Here is a 16,294-nt window from a genome sequence, read left to right as displayed (position 1 = left end):
GACAGGCTTTTCTATACAAACAACGTTTTCTTATCAGGATACGTGGCTGATCATATCGTTAAAGCTCCGTAAACCGAGCATTTTTTCGGACGTGTAGCCTTCTGCGTACTCTACACCGATCATCTTACCAAACATCCTCGCGCGGTACACGATGCTGTCGAAGAAGCCCTGGCCGGAGATGTACGTTTGCGGTTCATTATCTGCCGCCGCCAGGAACTGGGTGCGGAAACATTTAATCGCTTCGATCTTTTTCTCCATAAAGGGCGTGATGTCGATCACAAAGTCGGGTTTATAGTAGCGGTCCTGTATAAAATGAAACACCTGCTTAGGGCGCCATGCTTCCTGGGGCACCCCGTCCACACTGGTTTCGATACGGCGTAAACCAGCCATAAAACAGCTGTCGGCAATCAGTTTGGCGGCACGGCCATGGTCGGGGTGACGATCGTCCTGCGCGTTGGCGAGTACAATCTCCGGACGGTATTTACGGATGGCGGTAATGATCGCCAGTTGTTCTTCGGTGTCGTTGCGGAAAAAGCCGTCCTTCAGGCCCAGGTTCTCTCTCACATCTACCCCCAGCACTTTCGCTGCCTCTGCCGCCTCTTCGCGGCGGGTATCCGGGGTACCACGGGTGCCCAGCTCCCCACGGGTGAGGTCCACAATACCGGTTTTAAGCCCCTGTGCCGCGTGCGTCAGCAAGGTACCTGCACAAGCCAGTTCTACATCGTCCGGGTGGGCGGCTATCGCCAGAATATCGAGTTTTATCATCTTTGCGTATTAACAATTGTTCGTGCGTTGCAACAAATAATTTGCAAAGATGAGTAAAATGCGGGAGGTAAAAAAAGCTTAGTTGTAGTAGTTGTAGAGCTGGATCTCCTGTACGATCTGCTCAATATCGCGGTCATCCTGGATGTCGAACTCGCTTTTGAGGTTACCACCGAAGACGAAGGCCACGGTTTGGTAAAGTTGCGCATTAAAGCCACCCTTGAGTTCTTTGATGATCTCGAAGCAGTTTTCGCCGGTTTCACGGTGAATGAGCTTCATCAGCACCTTACCCTGGTAAATGGAAAGATTGGTCAGTTTATCGCCGAACTGGGCTTTCAGTTCTTTTTCTTTGGATTTGAGGTATTCTTTGCGCTTCTTTTTGTCGGGCATGGTCGCCAATTGTCCGCCAACATCTTTCAGGATGCGGGACGCCTGTCTCGCATAAGGATACGTCACATACACCGCGTTACGCAACCTCGTCCACTTTTCCCGCTGTTTACGGAGGCGTTTGGGGAGCCTGTCCACCACTTCAAAAATACCGAGTGTAATAGATGGGATCGTATCCGTACCGTAAATAGCCACCCGTACAGGGATGGAATCCCTGCCGGTACGCTGCTGCGCCTGCCCCCGGAGGCCGGTTAACAACAGGCAGCCGAGGATGGCAAGTAAGGTGCTGATACGATACATAATTCCACAGGCTTCGGGCCTTTTAATTAAACGGGTTTGTCTGACTAAAATTACACCCATCAAGTTAAAATAAAAAACGATGGGAGGTGTTACATATGTTAATGCCGCCCGGGCGAAAATGTAACCCGGTGAGCGGACGGTTTTGTTCCGGTCGAAAACGGGATCGGATGGTTGGGTGATGGTTGGGTGATGGTCGGGTGATGGTTGAGTATGCCTGTCGCGCGCCGAAACTGCACCGATCACATCAATACCTGGCTGGTTCGTTAACGCCGACCGGTGCCAGTTTAAGCACCTCCACCAGGAATTTCGTCATCTCCTCCTCTACCTTCGCCACATCCTTAGAAGTTATACTCGACCCGATCACATGCGCCCCTGCATCAGGAATGGCCACGGCGCGCTTCAGAGCGGCCGGGGTGCCGAGCTGCCCGTGCATTTCGAGGATGGCGGAAACTTTTACAGTTGGGTCCTGCTCCTGCTCATTTTTGTAATAGTAGAGGTTAAGAACGGGCTGATGAATAGTAGCGAACGTACTGGGTAACATGGTGTTGTCTACCAGGTTTTGCAATTCCACTATAGCCTCCAGCCGATATTTGTTATACCAGTATTTAGGCTGATCCGGGTACTTGGGTTTGGACACCATATAGTCGCCACCGCTCACCATGCGGGTGATCTGCAAGCCCCAGGGCGCGTCGACCAGGGCGATCATGGGCTGATTGATGGCGACATTTGCTGAGAGGTTCACCACCGCATATACCTCCCGGGGGAAACGGGCGGCCAGGGTAAGCGCAAGCGTACTGCCGGTGGAGCAACCTACCAGTATCACCTTGTCGCCCAGGGCACGACCGATGGCCAGGGCCTGGCGGGCGTCGCGGAGCAAACCGGAGGCAGTCATGTTGTACAGGGCGTCGGAAGTATCGATGCCATGGCCGTCTAAACGGGCCATATAAAGGTTGGCGCCGAAACGGCGGGCAATGTCGCGGTGAACGGGGTCGCCCTCCATACGAGAGGCGGAAAAGCCGTGCAGATACACGATACTCACCGGCGTCTTCCGGCGCAGCGAATCGGCCCAGATGATTTTGGCTTCGTTATCCGGCTTCAGGCGGTGCAGGCTTTCGCCGGCAGCTATAAATTGTTCAAGTTGATCGGGATCGGTGGGTACTGCAGGTAATGTACCTGTGAGTACCGGGGGCTCCGGCTGGGGACCGAAAGCATAGGTGGCAGTCAGCATGCTGACAATGGCCAGGAGGATCAGCCATTTCTTGCGGCGCATAAGGATATATTTAAACGTAAGTGGTCGGGGCCGGCGGAAGGACAATCACCCTTCCGCCGGACGCCGGCCAACGTTATCGTTTCTTTATCCTGTAGTACATACTCATCAGGAAGCCGGCGATCATCACGATGATCCCTATCCAAAGTACGTTAATAAACGGAAATACGAGCGCACGAAGCACGATATAATCATCGGAATTATCTACTTCCCTGATCATCAGCTCGATCTGTTTTTCCTCAGGAAGTATTTTCGCAAACTGTACGTTCAGCGCCAGCGGTGCGATGGAATCTTCCACCTGGTGCACTTCGGTGCCGCGCAGCACGAACAGCGGGCTCAGTTCATATTTCTTGTCGGTCTTGGTAAACACATCCAGCTTGGCAGCTACGGTAATATCGCCAGGTTGTGGCGTATAGCCGGCTTTTACCGGGTTGTTCTCCAGTCCGCGCATCACCAGGTAACCCTGCGAGAAGAACACGGTATCGCCGTCTTTCAGCTTGTAAGGTTTAAAGGCTGCGGCCTCTTTCTTATGCTGCTTGTCCGGCAAGCCGGTTACGTAAGTAAAGATGTCTTTGGTCAGGTAGTGTTTGGAAGCCGGGTTCGGGGTAATTGTACCCTCCTGTCCTTTCGCGTTCATGAACGCATCGGGGTACAGGGTAAACCTTTCTGTTACCGGCGCATCGCGGTTCGCTTTGCGCTCGTAACGTACGATGTAGTAAGATTTAGGATCGCCTAGGGCGGAAGAGTCGCCTGCGTAGGTTACGTAATAATCACCCATCTGCATCGGCATGCCTTTCGGCAGCATCAGGTTCTCGCGGGAGTTCTGCTTGCTTTCTTCGGTAAAGTAACCGTCGAGGATACCGGCTTTGTCGAGCGACAGCACCTGCATCTTCGAAGAAGAAATCAGTACGCCCAGCAACACCATACCAAAGCCGATGTGCGCTACGGAAGCGCCTGCAGCTTTCAGGTTACCCTTAATACCGATAAAGATGTAACTGAAGTTACCTACGATCGCGAAGATGCTGGAGAACAGCATCAGGTAAATCGCCACCAGGAAGCCAGCGCCGTATTTGCTATAGTTTACTTTACCAAACACGATGATCGCAACTGTCGCAGCCAGCGTTATCGCCAGCGGCACCCATATTTTCTTCAGCACGGTGCCTTTCGCAGTGTCTTTCCACTTTAGATATTGGATCAATCCCGTGAGCAGACCAATCACAATCGCCACCCATATCTGGATCTTGTTATAATAAAACTCAGGCTCCGTGGGCGGTGCCAGGTTCTTAAACCAGGGGATCTTTGCCCATACCGGGATAGAGGTTGCGTACGTGATCTGGATCGCCGATACCAGCAGTACCAGGGAGCCTACGAACAGCCAGAACTCACGGCTATAAGAGCTTTCCTCCTTTTTAGGGGAAGGGATCAGTTTGTTGTATCTGATCAGCAGCCACAGCGCCGGTATGGTAAAGATGCCCATGAAAATGAGCAGCTGTCCGCTCATACCCAAATCGGTAAACGCGTGTACAGAAGTCTGTCCCAGGATGCCGCTTCTCGTTAAGAAGGTGGAATACAGGATCAGTACAAAAGAAATAATAAAGAAGAAGAAGGTAGACTTGAGGGCATGACCGCTGTGTTTATAGGCCAGCAGCGTGTGTATACCTGCTACGAGCGTGAGCCACGGCACCAGGGAGGCATTCTCCACCGGGTCCCAGGCCCAGTAACCGCCGAAAGTGAGCGATTCATATGCCCAGGCGGCACCCATCATAATACCCGTGCCCAGCATCATCGTACCAAACAGCGCCCAGGGCAATGCAGGTTTGATCCAGCCGGAGAAGTCTTTGGTCCACAAACCACCGAAAGCAAAGGCAAACGGGATAATGGTACAGGCGAAACCGAGGAACAGTACCGGCGGGTGAATCACCATCCAATAGTTCTGCAGTAAAATATTAAGGCCGTTACCGTCTTTCATAAAGTCCATCTCCATGTAGTTGGCAGACTGGAAGATAGGCGCGTTCACATTCTCCTCTCTCATGAGGATGAAAGGGTTGCTGCCCACGTGGTAATCGAAGATGTAGATGCCCAGCAGCATTGAGCCAAGGCAGATCTGTGCCAGCGAGAGCACCGTCATTACCGGGGCTTCCCACTTCTTCGTGGTATGTATCAGCACCAGGCCTAACAGGCTATGCCAGAAGCTCCACAGCAGGAAGCTACCCTCCTGACCTTCCCAGAAACACGCCAGCAGATAGTTCATCGGCAGCGAGCGGCTGGAGTGCTGAAAAGCATATTTATACTCGAAGAGGTGATTTGAAATGATGTAATACAAGATACCGAATACCAGCAGCACAGAGGCTGTTTGCACATAAAAACTCCAGCGGCCCAGTTTACGCCAGCTATCGCTGCGCAGGGGATCTTTTACCGTTACCGCACAGGCGTAGGCGACAGTCGCCAGGATAGACGCCACGAATGCGAGTACCGCAAAGAAATGCCCTAACTGACCGGGTAGTAAGTGTTCTCCAACAAATTTCGTTTCCAAGATATACAGCAGGATTGTTTAAGATTGCTAAAATACTGATTAGGGGCAACGATACGGATGACTTTTGTCATGAACTGATCATCCCTTGTAATGGGATAGCCACGAACAGCTTGTCCGTGGCTATTTCCGGGGAGATATCATTTTAATTGATACCCGTATTTAGACCTCCCTGCCGCTGGAAACGGTTTGCTGGTCTTTATATTTAGACGGGCACTTCATTAATATCTTGTTGCAATAGAACTCGCCGTTCTTCATTTTGCCGGTGAGTACCAGTTCGGTAGATTTATCGAAATCTGTCGGGCGTGTACCGTTGTAGATTACCTTACGGATTTCGCCGGACTTGTCTTTCATATAGAAAGTAAAGTAGTTGGCGTCTTTCTGCGCGTCGTAATGGATCGTTTTAGTCGTATCCAGGGCTCCTACCACGTGGTAGATCTTACCCTCTTTAGCGTTGGCGGTGGCGAAAGTTTCGTAGGTGCTGAAGTCACCGATCGTCATCACCAGTGCAGCTACGCAGGCTGCAATCATGATCAGCAAAACAATATTAGTCTTTTTCATTCCCTTACCAGATTAATTGACTGCGCAAAATTACGTCAAAAAATGTTTACCTCGGCTAAAAAAGGAACAACGGAAAAAAGGGAGGGATGAGTTCGGCCATAAGGTATTGTCAATTTACCTTAACTTTGCGGCGAATTACGAAAAGTACGACATCTCATGGCTGATTTATCGCAATTTGACCCCAACTCGGTCGGTTTGCTGTCCAACAACATTTTCGGCCTTCCTTTTACGGAGGAAGAAGCCCGCCTGGTATTACTGCCCGTACCCTGGGAAGTAACCGTTTCCTACAGCAATGGCACCGCACGCGGGCCGGAGCATATCTTTAACGCGTCGCTGCAGGTAGACCTGTACGACCCGGATGTAAAAGACGGCTGGAAAGAGGGTTTTTATATGCGTACGCCCGACAAACAGCTGCTGTTGCGCAGCGACTACCTCCGCAAAGAGGCCGAGCTGTACCTGAAATGCCTGATCGAAGGCGGCGACGTTACCCAGAACGACTTCCTGAGACGTTCGATCGAAGACGTGAACACCGGTTCGCAGAAAATGATCCAGTGGGTATACGACCAAACCAAAGAACTGCTGAACAAAGGCAAGCTGGTAGGGCTCGTTGGCGGTGACCATAGCACACCCCTTGGCTTCTTTAAAGCCATTGGCGAGCACAAAGGCGATTTCGGCATTTTGCAGATCGACGCACACTGCGACCTGCGCGACAGTTACGAAGGCTTTACCTATTCGCACGCATCTATCATGTACAATGCCCTTAAAGAAGTGCCGCAGCTGAAAAAGCTCGTACAAGTAGGCATCCGTGATTATTGCGAAGAGGAAGTAAACTATATCAACGATAACAGCGACCGCGTTACCACCTTCTTCGATAAAGATCTGAAAGAAAGGATGTTTGAAGGCGAGAACTGGAAATCCATCTGCGACAGCATTATTGCAACTTTGCCGCAGCAGGTATACATCAGCTTTGACATTGACGGGCTGGACCCTAAGCTGTGTCCTCACACGGGCACGCCGGTACCGGGTGGTTTCGAGGCGGAGCAAATGTTCTACCTGTTTCGTAAATTAGTAGAGAGCGGCCGCCAGCTCATCGGGTTTGACCTGAATGAAGTGAGCGCCGGGCATGATGAGTGGGATGCCAACGTGGGTGCCCGCGTATTGTTCAAGCTCTGTAACTACATGATCAAAGCCAATGCATAAATTCCGGATACTTCATCCCAATGCCGTAACCCGGTTACGTTTACAGCCCGTGATGCACGGGATGGTGGGCGTGCTGTTCCTGTTCAACGCCATTGGCGGCTACCGGATGGCGCAGCCTAACTGGGGACTGGTAGGATTGTTTATCGTGGCCGGTTTAGCCAGCCTGGCCCTGCCCTTCCAGCTGCGTAAAGTGCGGAAGTTTGCAGAAGTAAACACCCTGGCGCGGCTGGTGCAGGCATTTTTGCTGCTGAGCGGCTGCCTGTTCTTCCTGAGCCACATGATCCCGTTCATAGCCTTTTTGCTGTTGTGCGCGGGCATCGGGATCGCCTACATCGGGTATGCGGAATACAAAATATTACAACCTGCTTATGCCGTGCTGGACACCAGCGGCGTAAGCCTCCCTACCATCTTCGCTAAAAAGCTTTACCCCTGGAACGAGTTGAATAACGTAGTTTTGCGGAACGAGCTTTTTACCCTCGACTTTAAAAATAACAAACTGATGCAGCTGGAAGTGCTGGACGAAATGGGTCCGGTGGAAGCGGCGGAGATCAATGATTTTTGTGAACACCGCCTGGGTAAAAGAGCGGATCAGTAACGGTTACCAATAAACGAATGCAATTGAATATCACACCATACATATTATACTCCGACGGTAAAGGAAACATTTTCGAAGACCTTTCACTTCATCCTGCAGGCCGCAGCGGCTGGGATGCACTGCCCATTCCGGACGACGAATGGATAGAGCTGCCAGAAGGCGGACAGCTGTACGAGCTGCCAGGCCGCCGTGGCATAGGGCTGGATGCGGAAACCGGGGAGATGGCATTGTGTGATAAAGGCTGGGCCGTGGCGGCTTTTATTCCGCCAGCGCATACCGGCTACTATATTGCCGCTTACGAAACCATGCCAGATGCACCTACCCTGCCCCTGTTCTGTTACACGGCCGTAGGTTGGTGGGACGGTAAGTTTTATGTACCCGCACGCCGGGTAGAGCAGGACATTCGCCAGGAGTGTGCCGGTTTCGACGATAAAAAAGTAAAAGCAGGCGTACAGCAGATGCAGCAGGCTTATCCGCACAACCGCCTGGTACAGCACCTGGCCAACAACTGCGCGTTAACCTATGAGTGCCCTGCGGCGCGTAATTATTTTATGGGCAGATGGGAATGCCCCATTCCTTCATCGCCCGCCTGTAACGCCAACTGCGTAGGTTGCATCTCCTTCCAGCCGGAAGAAGAAAGCATTGTGAGCACGCAGGACCGTTTGACGTTCAAGCCTACCGCACAGGAGATCGTAGAGTTTACGGTGCCCCACCTGGAAAGCGCCCCCTATCCTATCGTGAGCTTCGGCCAGGGGTGTGAAGGAGAGCCTTTACTCATGTGGGAAACGATCCGCGAATCGATCCTGGAAATGCGTAAGCATACCCCGAAAGGCAGCATCAACATCAACACCAACGGAAGTAAACCCAATGCCGTAAGGGCTTTGTGCGAAGCAGGACTTAACAGCATCCGCGTAAGCCTCAACTCCGCCCGCGAGCATATCTATACACCTTACTACCGCCCGAACAACTACCGCTTCGAAGACATCATCGAAAGCCTGAAAGTAGTACGTGAGTTTGGCGGCTGGACTTCTATCAACTACTTCGTATTCCCCGGCATGACCGACAGCGTGGAAGAGTATGAAGCACTGCGTAAACTGATCAGCGAAACCGGGTTAAACATGATCCAGTGGCGTAACTTTAACATCGACCCGGACTGGTATCTTGGCAAGATCGGCGTGTCCGACACGGGCGAAATTTTAGGCATGAAGCAGTTGATGGACCTGATCCAGGAAGAGTTCCCGGACCTGAAATACGGCTATTTTAATCCGCCGATGGAAAGGATCACAGGGAACTATGAACAGGACTTTGCACACCATTAGTTTCCGCTACCACCTTATTATACAGCCACCTGAAACCGACGAAGGTTAACAGGCAAATTACGCTCGTCATCAACCACCAGTTGGTGAAGCCGGCCCACTGTACCATACGTGCGCCCAGGGTTGGCGCTACAATGTGTGCGACGGAATAAGAGATCGTATAAAGAGCCGCGTATTGTCCGCGATTGTGCGCGCCACAGCGGGAAATCCAGAAGGCGTTCATGAACGGCAGCGTGAGTATCTCACCAAAAGTGATTGCGCCCATAAACACGAAAGCCACCCATATTTCCTTAGGCATTAATACAAACCCCAGGAAACACGCCGCCTCCAGCACCAAACCGTAACCGATGAATACCAGTGCATGCCGGCGGCCTTCGAGTTTAAAGATCAGCAGCATTTCCACCGCGGCAATGATAAACCCGTTGAGGCCCATGCAAAGCCCGATGAGAAATTTGCTCATGTGCATCTGCTCCGTAAAATATACCGGCACGATGGTGAACATCTGGAAGAAACACACCGCATTGATCATCGCCAGGAAGATGAATACCAGGTATAATTTATCACGGTAAGCGGAGCCGCCCAGTATTGCAGCATCCTTCGCGTGATGCGCCTCCCCTTTACTTGCCCTGGCAGGATCGAGCAGGAATTTAATCATGAACGCGGCGATGATACAGGTAGTACCGTCGGTCCAGAACAATAATTCATAACTGAAGCTGGCGAGTATACCGCCAATGGCAGGGCCGATCGCGAAGCCGAGGTTTACGGCAAGGCGGTTGAGGGAATAGGCGCGCGTGCGGGAACCATCATCCGCATAATGCACGATAGCGGCTGCATTGGCCGGACGGAAAGCTTCCCCCACGGCGCTCATACAGAATATACAAAGCATAATGCCGTGCAGCGAGTGTACCTGCCCCAGCCCAAAAAAGAAAAGTCCGTTTAAAAAGAGACTCCAGAACTGCACCTGTGCGAAGCCGATCGTGTCCGTCAGTTTGCCACCGATGTAAGCACCCACGACTGCACCAAGACCAAAACAGGCCATGACCAGTCCCGCATTTGTTAACGAGAAGCCGAGCGATTGCGTGAGGTACACCGTCATAAACGGGATCACCATATTTCCGCAACGATTAATAAACAGCACGAGCGACAGCAGCCAGGAAGACGGGGTTAAGCCTCCATAGGCCCCTTTATAGAGCGCAATAGTCTTGTTGAGCATAGTTACCCCGCGAAGCTACCAATTTACCCGCACATTTGTACCTTTGCGTACATGTTGGAAACATCAATTATTGTGTTGTGCGCATTTTCTTTCAGCGCCGGCTTTGTGGACGCGATCGTGGGTGGTGGTGGTTTAATACAAACACCCGCCCTGTTGTTTCTCTTTCCGCAATACCCTGTTCCGGCTTTGCTGGCGACCACTAAAATCCCGTCTGGCTCGGGTACCGCCCTTGCCACCTGGACCTACGCCCGCAAAGTTACACTTCATACCAGACTGCTCGTCGTGATGGGTATTACTGCCTTTGCGTTTTCGATGTTCGGCTCTTCGATGGTGAGCAGTTTGCCGAACCAGTTCCTGAAACCGTTCATGCTTTGTTTGCTGACGGGCATTGCCATCTATACTTTCATGAACAAGAATTTCGGACAGGCGACCGAAGCACGCCCCCCAATTAAGAACGCATGGCCTGTTGCGGTGGGCATCGTGGCATTGATTGGTTTTTATGACGGGTTTTTCGGTCCGGGTACGGGCAGCTTTTTTATACTGTTGTTTATTGGCGTGATGGGCCTCGACTTCCTGCACGCCAGTGCGCATGCCAAGTGTGTGAACCTGGCCACCAATGCCGCTTCTATCCTTTACTTCGGCGCCAAAGGACTCATCATCTGGAAGATGACCATACCTATGGCCATCAGTAACCTGGCCGGCTCATTTTTAGGCGCACGTTTTGCCATATTGAAGGGGAATAAAATGGTGCGCTGGTTCTTTCTCGGCGTTATCTGCTGCACTATCCTGCGCTTTGCCTGGGACCTGTTCGTTAAAGGGCAATAAGCGGCACGGTTTACCGTTCCCTTAAATAAGCAGGTCAGCATAAAGAAATATATTAACTTTGAAAGCATCATGAAGGAACAAACGCAACAAAAGAATACCAAAGCGGCGATCGTAACGATCGTAGTACATGCGGCGATCATCGCCATATTGCTGGTTATTCCCTTGTCGCAACCTGCGGCACCGCTACCTAACCAGGAACTGGGAATGGAAGTGAACCTGGGTACTTCTGATGACGGTATGGGCGAAGAGCAACCGCTGAACCCTAATCCACCTGCGGCATCCGCTCCCGTGCAAACCCCGCAGTCTGCCCCGGTAGTGCAAACCACCGAACAGGGTAATACGGAGGAACTGGCTACGCAAACCGACGAAGATGCGCCGGAAGTGCCCGCACCACCTAAACCTACCCCGCCGAAGGAAACACCGAAAACTTTGATGCCTAAGCCGGAAAAAGCAAAGCCTAAACCTGTAGCAGAAGCACCAAAACCAACGCCTGCTCCACCGGCGCCAAAACCTAAAGCGATCTTTTCTTCCTCCGGTACCAATACAGCTGCGAATGCAGGCAATGGTGCCAATGGTTCCAATAATTCCAACGGCGAAGGTAACACCGGTAAACCAGGTGACCGCGGCAAGATCAATGGCGATCCAAATGCCAAAGGTTATGATGGCGATGGTGGTACCGGTAATACCCGCGGCGCATCATCCCTCCGCTTATCCGGCAGAAGCCTGGTGCATGCCCCCAGCCTGACTTATAACAGCCGTGAGAGTGGTTATGTAGCGGTAGATATCAAGATTGACCGGAACGGTAATGTACTGGGTGCAACGTTGAACCCTAAACGTTCTACCTTAACCAACTCCGCGCTGGTGCAAATCGCACTGGAAGCGGCGAAGCAACTGAAGTACAGTGCAAATCCGGAAGCTGCGGAAGTACAATACGGCCCGATCCGTTTCTACTTTAAAGGACAGTAACAAAACTACTCGTTCAAGGAGTTATTGGTTTTAGTGCGCCAGCGCTACATTTCAGGCGTATTTTTTGCAAATCCCTGATACCTGGCTTTCATGATCCAATAAGCGCGTTAATTTAGCGTTATAGGACGAACGCCCGACTGAAAAACCATGAGACTTCGAACCTTTAGATTGCTCACATTTACAGGCTTAATGGCTATTGCCGGGCATTTGCAAGCGCAGATCTTCCCGGGTTACCATGGCAGCCATTTCGCCGGCATACATGGCGTTTCTACCAACCCTGCTGCGGCGGCGGGCACCCGTTATAAATGGGATGTCAACATCGTTGGGCTGGATGTAAAAGCCGGTAACACCTACACTTCTTTCCTCAAATCATCTGTATTTAATCCGCCGGACCGGTTACGCCGCGACGTAGATTACTTTTTAGACACGGCAGCTTCGGGTAAACAATATGCCTGGGGACAGGTGGATGTGATGCTGCCTTCTGCGTTGTATTCGATTAACACAGAATCGGCCGTTGCTTTTACCTGGCGGGTTCGCGGGATGGTAAATGGTGGCGGTATAAAAACAACGACCGCAAATCTCGTAGGCGACCGCTTCCCGGATAATCCTAAGTACTGGGGCAAAACCGTAGCCGACGATTATCTCGGCGTCATGGGTCATACCTGGAATGAGTTTGGATTTACTTACGCCCGCACCATTCGCGACGATCATAACGGCCGATGGAAAGGCGGCGTTACCCTTAAATTCCTGAGCGGATTTGCAGCAGCCTACGGTACGGCGCGCGACGCCTCCATGCTGCTGACCAGTAACAATAGCGCTGATCTCACCGGCGAAGTGCATACCGGCTACAACCGGCAGCTGGATGAACTGAACGACGAATGGCGTAACGCCGTAGGGTTGTTCGATAACCCGGGCGTGGCATTAGACATCGGCCTCATTTATGAATGGCGCCCCGACAGCGATGGCTTCGGGCCCAGCACCGACAGGGATGGCGGCAGCTGGAACCCGGACAGTGACGACTTTAAAGCCCGTTTGGGTGTATCTATTACCGACATCGGCGGCATCAGTTACGCCAAGTCTGACAACAACCGCGACGTACTGCTCGACCAAAAAGGCTTTCTTATTGACCCGGCGCGGAAGCGTCGCGGAGAGAGTGTTGGAGATTACGTGAACCGGTTGGGCGCGATGTTCGAGGAAGTACCTTCCAAAGATAAATTTTATATGAACCTGCCTACCACCTTAAACCTGATGGCAGATTATAACATCAATGGCCGCTTCTTCGTATCCGCGAATGCCGCTATTGCCCTGAACAGCTTTACCGGTGATGATCATAAAACTTATGCGTTAACGCAATTACAGGTGACCCCCCGTTTCGATATCAATATGTTCGGTGCTTATCTCCCTTTGCAGGTGAACAGGTTTGGTCAGGCAGATGCGGGTGTAGTATTACGCGCCGGCCCGTTAGTGATCGGCTCCGCCAGTCTTTTCAGCAACCTTTTCCGGAATCAGCTCAATCATGCAGACGCTTTTGTAGCTTTGCGGGTAATTCCTATTCACTTTAAAAAAGGTGGTGGCGGCTGGTTCCGCAAAAAGGCACAGCCAGGCATAGACTGTCCGCCCCTGCCTTGATGATGTCGGACCATGAATTACGAGCAAACCATCGAATACCTGTACAGCCAGCTGCCCATGTTTACACGTGTGGGTGCCAGTGCTTACAAAGAAGACCTTGATAATACCCTTGCGCTGGCGGAAGTATTAGATCAGCCGCAACGAAAATTCAAATCCATTCATATTGCCGGCACCAATGGCAAAGGCTCCGTCAGTCACATGCTGGCAGCTGTGTTGCAGCAAGCAGGTTATAAAACCGGCCTGTACACCTCCCCTCACCTGAAAGATTTCAGGGAGCGCATCCGCATTAATGGTGTGCCTTGCCGGGAAGACTTCGTGATCAGTTTCACAGAACGTATGCGCGAGAGCATCACCAGCATCGAACCTTCATTTTTCGAGCTGACGATGATGATGGCGTTTGAATACTTTGCCACCGAGCAGGTAGACGTTGCCGTGATAGAAACCGGGTTGGGCGGGCGGCTGGATAGTACGAACATTATTCTGCCCGAGCTGAGTGTGATCACCAACATCAGCTTTGACCACATGCATATTTTAGGCGATACGTTACCCAAGATTGCGTTCGAGAAAGCAGGCATCATCAAACCCGGCGTACCCGTTGTGATCGGCGAAACGCAACCGGAAGTAAAACACGTGTTCGAAGAAACGGCTGCGCGTCATCACTCGGCGATTCACTTCGCGGACCAGGAGTGGCGTATTACGGACAGGCAGCCGGATGTAGAGGCGCTAACCCTCACCATACTGGAAGATGCCGATCCCGAGGCCCGCACCTACACCCTTGACCTTACCGGCCATTACCAGGAGAAGAATCTATTGTCTGTGCTGAGTGCCGTACGCATTTTACGTAGCCAGGGCTGGCGGTTGAGCGAACAGGCAGTGCATACCGCCCTTGCGGCCGTTAAACGGCTGACGGGCATCCGTGGCCGCTGGGACGTTATCGCCCGTGATCCATATATCGTGCTGGACGTGGGGCACAACGAGGCGGGTATACAAGAAATACTTCAGCAGCTTACTCTCGTTAATTACAAAAAACTACATATCGTTACTGGCTTCGTAAAAGACAAAGACGTTGCGAAGGCTTTGGACCTATTGCCCGGTTTTGCTCAATACTATTTCACCAAAGCACAGATACCACGCGCTATGGACGAGCAGGAGCTGTACACGCTTGCCGTGGCAGCGGGGCTTTCCGGCAGCACGTATCCGACGGTGGCGGAGGCCTTTAACGCGGCGAAGGCGAATGCGGCTAAGGAAGATATGATACTGGTATGCGGGAGTTTCTTTATTGTGGCGGAGGTGTTGTAGGGTTAACGCGGAGACTACACACGAAGTTTACTTCATTTCATTTATAATGACATTCCAGCTTTTTCATTGTTTATCAATTATTTGCAAAAACAACTTTGCCACCGAGCTTAGCTACTTCTCTGTTTAAACGAGCGAGTTTTCGCTCTCTTATCTTTTCTTCATCCAGCACTACCATCTTCGGATCGTACTTTGTTTGCTTGCTTACCATGTTGTAGAAAATTACAGCCAGACGCCTTGCTACTGCCTTAATAGCTTTCTTACTGCCTTTTGTCGCTGACAGTCTTCTATATAGTTGGCCTAACTGACCTTTGTTCTTAAACATCGTTTGAGCTGCCATTCTAAATGCCTGGGTGGCGGTATTGTTGGTGATTCGTTTTTGATAACCAATCACTTTGCCGCCACTGATCTTCGGGCGCGCTGCAAGATTGAGCCAACTGGTAAAGTGTCCCGCTGTTGGCCACTTTTTCATGTTAAGACCGGTGACAGATATGATCGTCAGTACAGTGTTCTCTTCCAGTCCATCAATTTCCGTCAGATCAACGCCTACAATTTTGTGCAGATACTCTTTAATATTATAGTGGTATTGGTTTTTACGCACCTTTGTCGCTTTTTCTTTTTTAGCGACAGAACCTGCATGCGGTGGTACAAGCCTGGTGAGTAAATCGGTTATCTCTTTCTCAAATTCCAGCATTTTGGATTTATAATAATGATAGTCGGCTAAATGGTTTTTTAACAACGTGATTTGATATGGTTTGTATAAGCCCACCAACGATCGCTCTAAATCTTCTTTGCTGGCTTTTAACTGGTTGATTTTCACTCCCGCAAGAAGAGCCGCTGGATCTGTGATACCTGTAGAAATACGTTCTATGATCATCATTCCTGTTACCCCCTCTATATCACTTATGATATGCTGGACTTTAATATTCATCTCAGTTAACACTTTTTGTATTCGGTTGAGGGTATCACTTTTCTGAGATTGCTTAATATTTCGTTGATGAATGTAGGCTCTTAATTCACGATACTGTTCTTCTGCTATATGCGATGAACGTAGCAGGCCATGAGCATGCAACTGCTGTAGCCACTGACTATCATTTACATCCGTCTTTTGAGCGTCAACATTTTTATAATGGGTCGGGTTGGCTACCGTTACTTCAAAACCGCGCGTAGTTAATACGTCGTATACTGTCAGCCAATAAGAACCTGTTGCTTCCATGGCAACGTAATGGACGCCAACCTGTTGTAAATGATCTGCCAGTGCGTGTAAATCATCGGTATAAGCATCAAACTCCTGAACTTGCTGGATGCCATCTGCTCCGGGATAAGCCACCATCATGTTCATACTACCTACATCTATACCTGCAGAATTGGGTTTAATAATACCTAATTGAAGAGGAAATTTGGCTGTAGACGCCTTTTTCATAATTTTACCTTCTTGTTTTAAACA

Annotated in this window: 14 protein-coding genes; 7 read left to right on the top strand and 7 right to left on the bottom strand. The window is 50.9% G+C overall.

Annotation, left to right across the window (positions count from 1 at the left end):
- Positions 1–33 precede the first annotated feature (33 nt).
- From bshB1 to MKQ68_RS06590, 5 genes are all read right to left on the bottom strand, one after another.
- Entirely contained in the window at positions 34–765 is a 732-nt protein-coding gene (bshB1, locus tag MKQ68_RS06610) for a bacillithiol biosynthesis deacetylase BshB1 (protein ID WP_264282605.1), read from the bottom strand.
- Positions 766–843: 78 nt separating this feature from the next.
- Positions 844–1,449 (bottom strand): DUF4294 domain-containing protein, encoded by a 606-nt coding sequence (locus MKQ68_RS06605; protein WP_264282604.1) that lies wholly within the window; start codon positions 1,447–1,449, stop codon positions 844–846.
- A 244-nt stretch (positions 1,450–1,693) separates the two neighbouring features.
- The gene (locus MKQ68_RS06600) at positions 1,694–2,719 is read right to left on the bottom strand and encodes an alpha/beta hydrolase (RefSeq protein WP_264282603.1); all 1,026 of its coding nucleotides are present in this window, start codon (positions 2,717–2,719) and stop codon (positions 1,694–1,696) included.
- 73 nt (positions 2,720–2,792) lie between these two features.
- Positions 2,793–5,249: a cytochrome c biogenesis protein CcsA gene (gene ccsA / locus MKQ68_RS06595; protein WP_264282602.1), complete on the bottom strand. Its 2,457-nt coding sequence runs from the start codon at positions 5,247–5,249 to the stop codon at positions 2,793–2,795.
- A 159-nt stretch (positions 5,250–5,408) separates the two neighbouring features.
- Entirely contained in the window at positions 5,409–5,807 is a 399-nt protein-coding gene (locus MKQ68_RS06590; RefSeq protein WP_244840196.1) for a cytochrome c maturation protein CcmE domain-containing protein, read from the bottom strand.
- A gap of 156 nt (positions 5,808–5,963) precedes the next feature.
- Here MKQ68_RS06590 and MKQ68_RS06585 point away from each other — a divergent pair, with 156 nt between their 5' ends.
- Genes MKQ68_RS06585 through MKQ68_RS06575 form a run of 3 tightly spaced genes read left to right on the top strand, consistent with a single transcriptional unit; the run spans position 5,964 to position 8,921 of the window.
- On the top strand, positions 5,964–7,007 hold the full coding sequence (locus MKQ68_RS06585) for an agmatinase family protein (protein ID WP_244840195.1): 1,044 nt from the start codon (positions 5,964–5,966) through the stop codon (positions 7,005–7,007).
- A complete protein-coding gene (locus MKQ68_RS06580) occupies positions 7,000–7,602 on the top strand; it encodes a hypothetical protein (RefSeq protein ID WP_264282601.1) in 603 nt (200 codons plus the stop codon). Before MKQ68_RS06585 ends, MKQ68_RS06580 begins: the two co-directional genes overlap by 8 nt.
- Positions 7,603–7,619: 17 nt before the next feature.
- Positions 7,620–8,921 carry a radical SAM family protein gene (locus MKQ68_RS06575; RefSeq protein WP_264282600.1) on the top strand — a complete coding sequence of 434 codons (1,302 nt, stop codon included), beginning with the start codon at positions 7,620–7,622 and terminating at the stop codon, positions 8,919–8,921.
- On the opposite strand, the gene MKQ68_RS06570 is transcribed toward MKQ68_RS06575, so the two are convergent.
- On the bottom strand, positions 8,884–10,131 hold the full coding sequence (locus tag MKQ68_RS06570) for an MFS transporter (protein ID WP_264282599.1): 1,248 nt from the start codon (positions 10,129–10,131) through the stop codon (positions 8,884–8,886). The genes MKQ68_RS06575 and MKQ68_RS06570 overlap by 38 nt on opposite strands.
- Before the next feature lie 51 nt (positions 10,132–10,182).
- On the opposite strand from MKQ68_RS06570, the gene MKQ68_RS06565 reads away from it, so the two are divergent.
- From MKQ68_RS06565 to MKQ68_RS06550, 4 genes are all read left to right on the top strand, one after another.
- On the top strand, positions 10,183–10,956 hold the full coding sequence (locus tag MKQ68_RS06565) for a sulfite exporter TauE/SafE family protein (protein ID WP_264282598.1): 774 nt from the start codon (positions 10,183–10,185) through the stop codon (positions 10,954–10,956).
- 69 nt (positions 10,957–11,025) lie between these two features.
- Entirely contained in the window at positions 11,026–11,922 is an 897-nt protein-coding gene (locus MKQ68_RS06560; protein WP_264282597.1) for an energy transducer TonB family protein, read from the top strand.
- A 147-nt stretch (positions 11,923–12,069) separates the two neighbouring features.
- Positions 12,070–13,551, top strand: coding sequence for a DUF5723 family protein (locus MKQ68_RS06555; protein WP_264282596.1), 1,482 nt, complete (start codon positions 12,070–12,072; stop codon positions 13,549–13,551).
- A 12-nt stretch (positions 13,552–13,563) separates the two neighbouring features.
- The gene (locus tag MKQ68_RS06550; RefSeq protein WP_264282595.1) at positions 13,564–14,850 is read left to right on the top strand and encodes a bifunctional folylpolyglutamate synthase/dihydrofolate synthase; all 1,287 of its coding nucleotides are present in this window, start codon (positions 13,564–13,566) and stop codon (positions 14,848–14,850) included.
- A gap of 73 nt (positions 14,851–14,923) precedes the next feature.
- On the opposite strand, the gene MKQ68_RS06545 is transcribed toward MKQ68_RS06550, so the two are convergent.
- Positions 14,924–16,270 (bottom strand): IS110 family RNA-guided transposase, encoded by a 1,347-nt coding sequence (locus MKQ68_RS06545; RefSeq protein ID WP_264282594.1) that lies wholly within the window; start codon positions 16,268–16,270, stop codon positions 14,924–14,926.
- Between the last annotated feature and the right edge of the window lie 24 nt (positions 16,271–16,294).

The sequence above is a fragment of the Chitinophaga horti genome, from assembly GCF_022867795.2.
GTDB lineage: Bacteria > Bacteroidota > Bacteroidia > Chitinophagales > Chitinophagaceae > Chitinophaga > Chitinophaga horti.
The sequence above is the reverse complement of the archived record's forward strand: the minus strand, read 5'-3'. Positions and strand labels throughout refer to the sequence as shown.

Coding starts and splice junctions, on each gene's coding strand:
- bshB1 (WP_264282605.1), bottom strand. CDS start 765: ATGATAAAACTCGATATTCTGGCGATAGCCGCCCACCCGGACGATGTA.
- MKQ68_RS06605 (WP_264282604.1), bottom strand. CDS start 1,449: ATGTATCGTATCAGCACCTTACTTGCCATCCTCGGCTGCCTGTTGTTA.
- MKQ68_RS06600 (WP_264282603.1), bottom strand. CDS start 2,719: ATGCGCCGCAAGAAATGGCTGATCCTCCTGGCCATTGTCAGCATGCTG.
- MKQ68_RS06590 (WP_244840196.1), bottom strand. CDS start 5,807: ATGAAAAAGACTAATATTGTTTTGCTGATCATGATTGCAGCCTGCGTA.
- MKQ68_RS06585 (WP_244840195.1), top strand. CDS start 5,964: ATGGCTGATTTATCGCAATTTGACCCCAACTCGGTCGGTTTGCTGTCC.
- MKQ68_RS06580 (WP_264282601.1), top strand. CDS start 7,000: ATGCATAAATTCCGGATACTTCATCCCAATGCCGTAACCCGGTTACGT.
- MKQ68_RS06575 (WP_264282600.1), top strand. CDS start 7,620: ATGCAATTGAATATCACACCATACATATTATACTCCGACGGTAAAGGA.
- MKQ68_RS06570 (WP_264282599.1), bottom strand. CDS start 10,131: ATGCTCAACAAGACTATTGCGCTCTATAAAGGGGCCTATGGAGGCTTA.
- MKQ68_RS06565 (WP_264282598.1), top strand. CDS start 10,183: ATGTTGGAAACATCAATTATTGTGTTGTGCGCATTTTCTTTCAGCGCC.
- MKQ68_RS06560 (WP_264282597.1), top strand. CDS start 11,026: ATGAAGGAACAAACGCAACAAAAGAATACCAAAGCGGCGATCGTAACG.
- MKQ68_RS06555 (WP_264282596.1), top strand. CDS start 12,070: ATGAGACTTCGAACCTTTAGATTGCTCACATTTACAGGCTTAATGGCT.
- MKQ68_RS06550 (WP_264282595.1), top strand. CDS start 13,564: ATGAATTACGAGCAAACCATCGAATACCTGTACAGCCAGCTGCCCATG.
- MKQ68_RS06545 (WP_264282594.1), bottom strand. CDS start 16,270: ATGAAAAAGGCGTCTACAGCCAAATTTCCTCTTCAATTAGGTATTATT.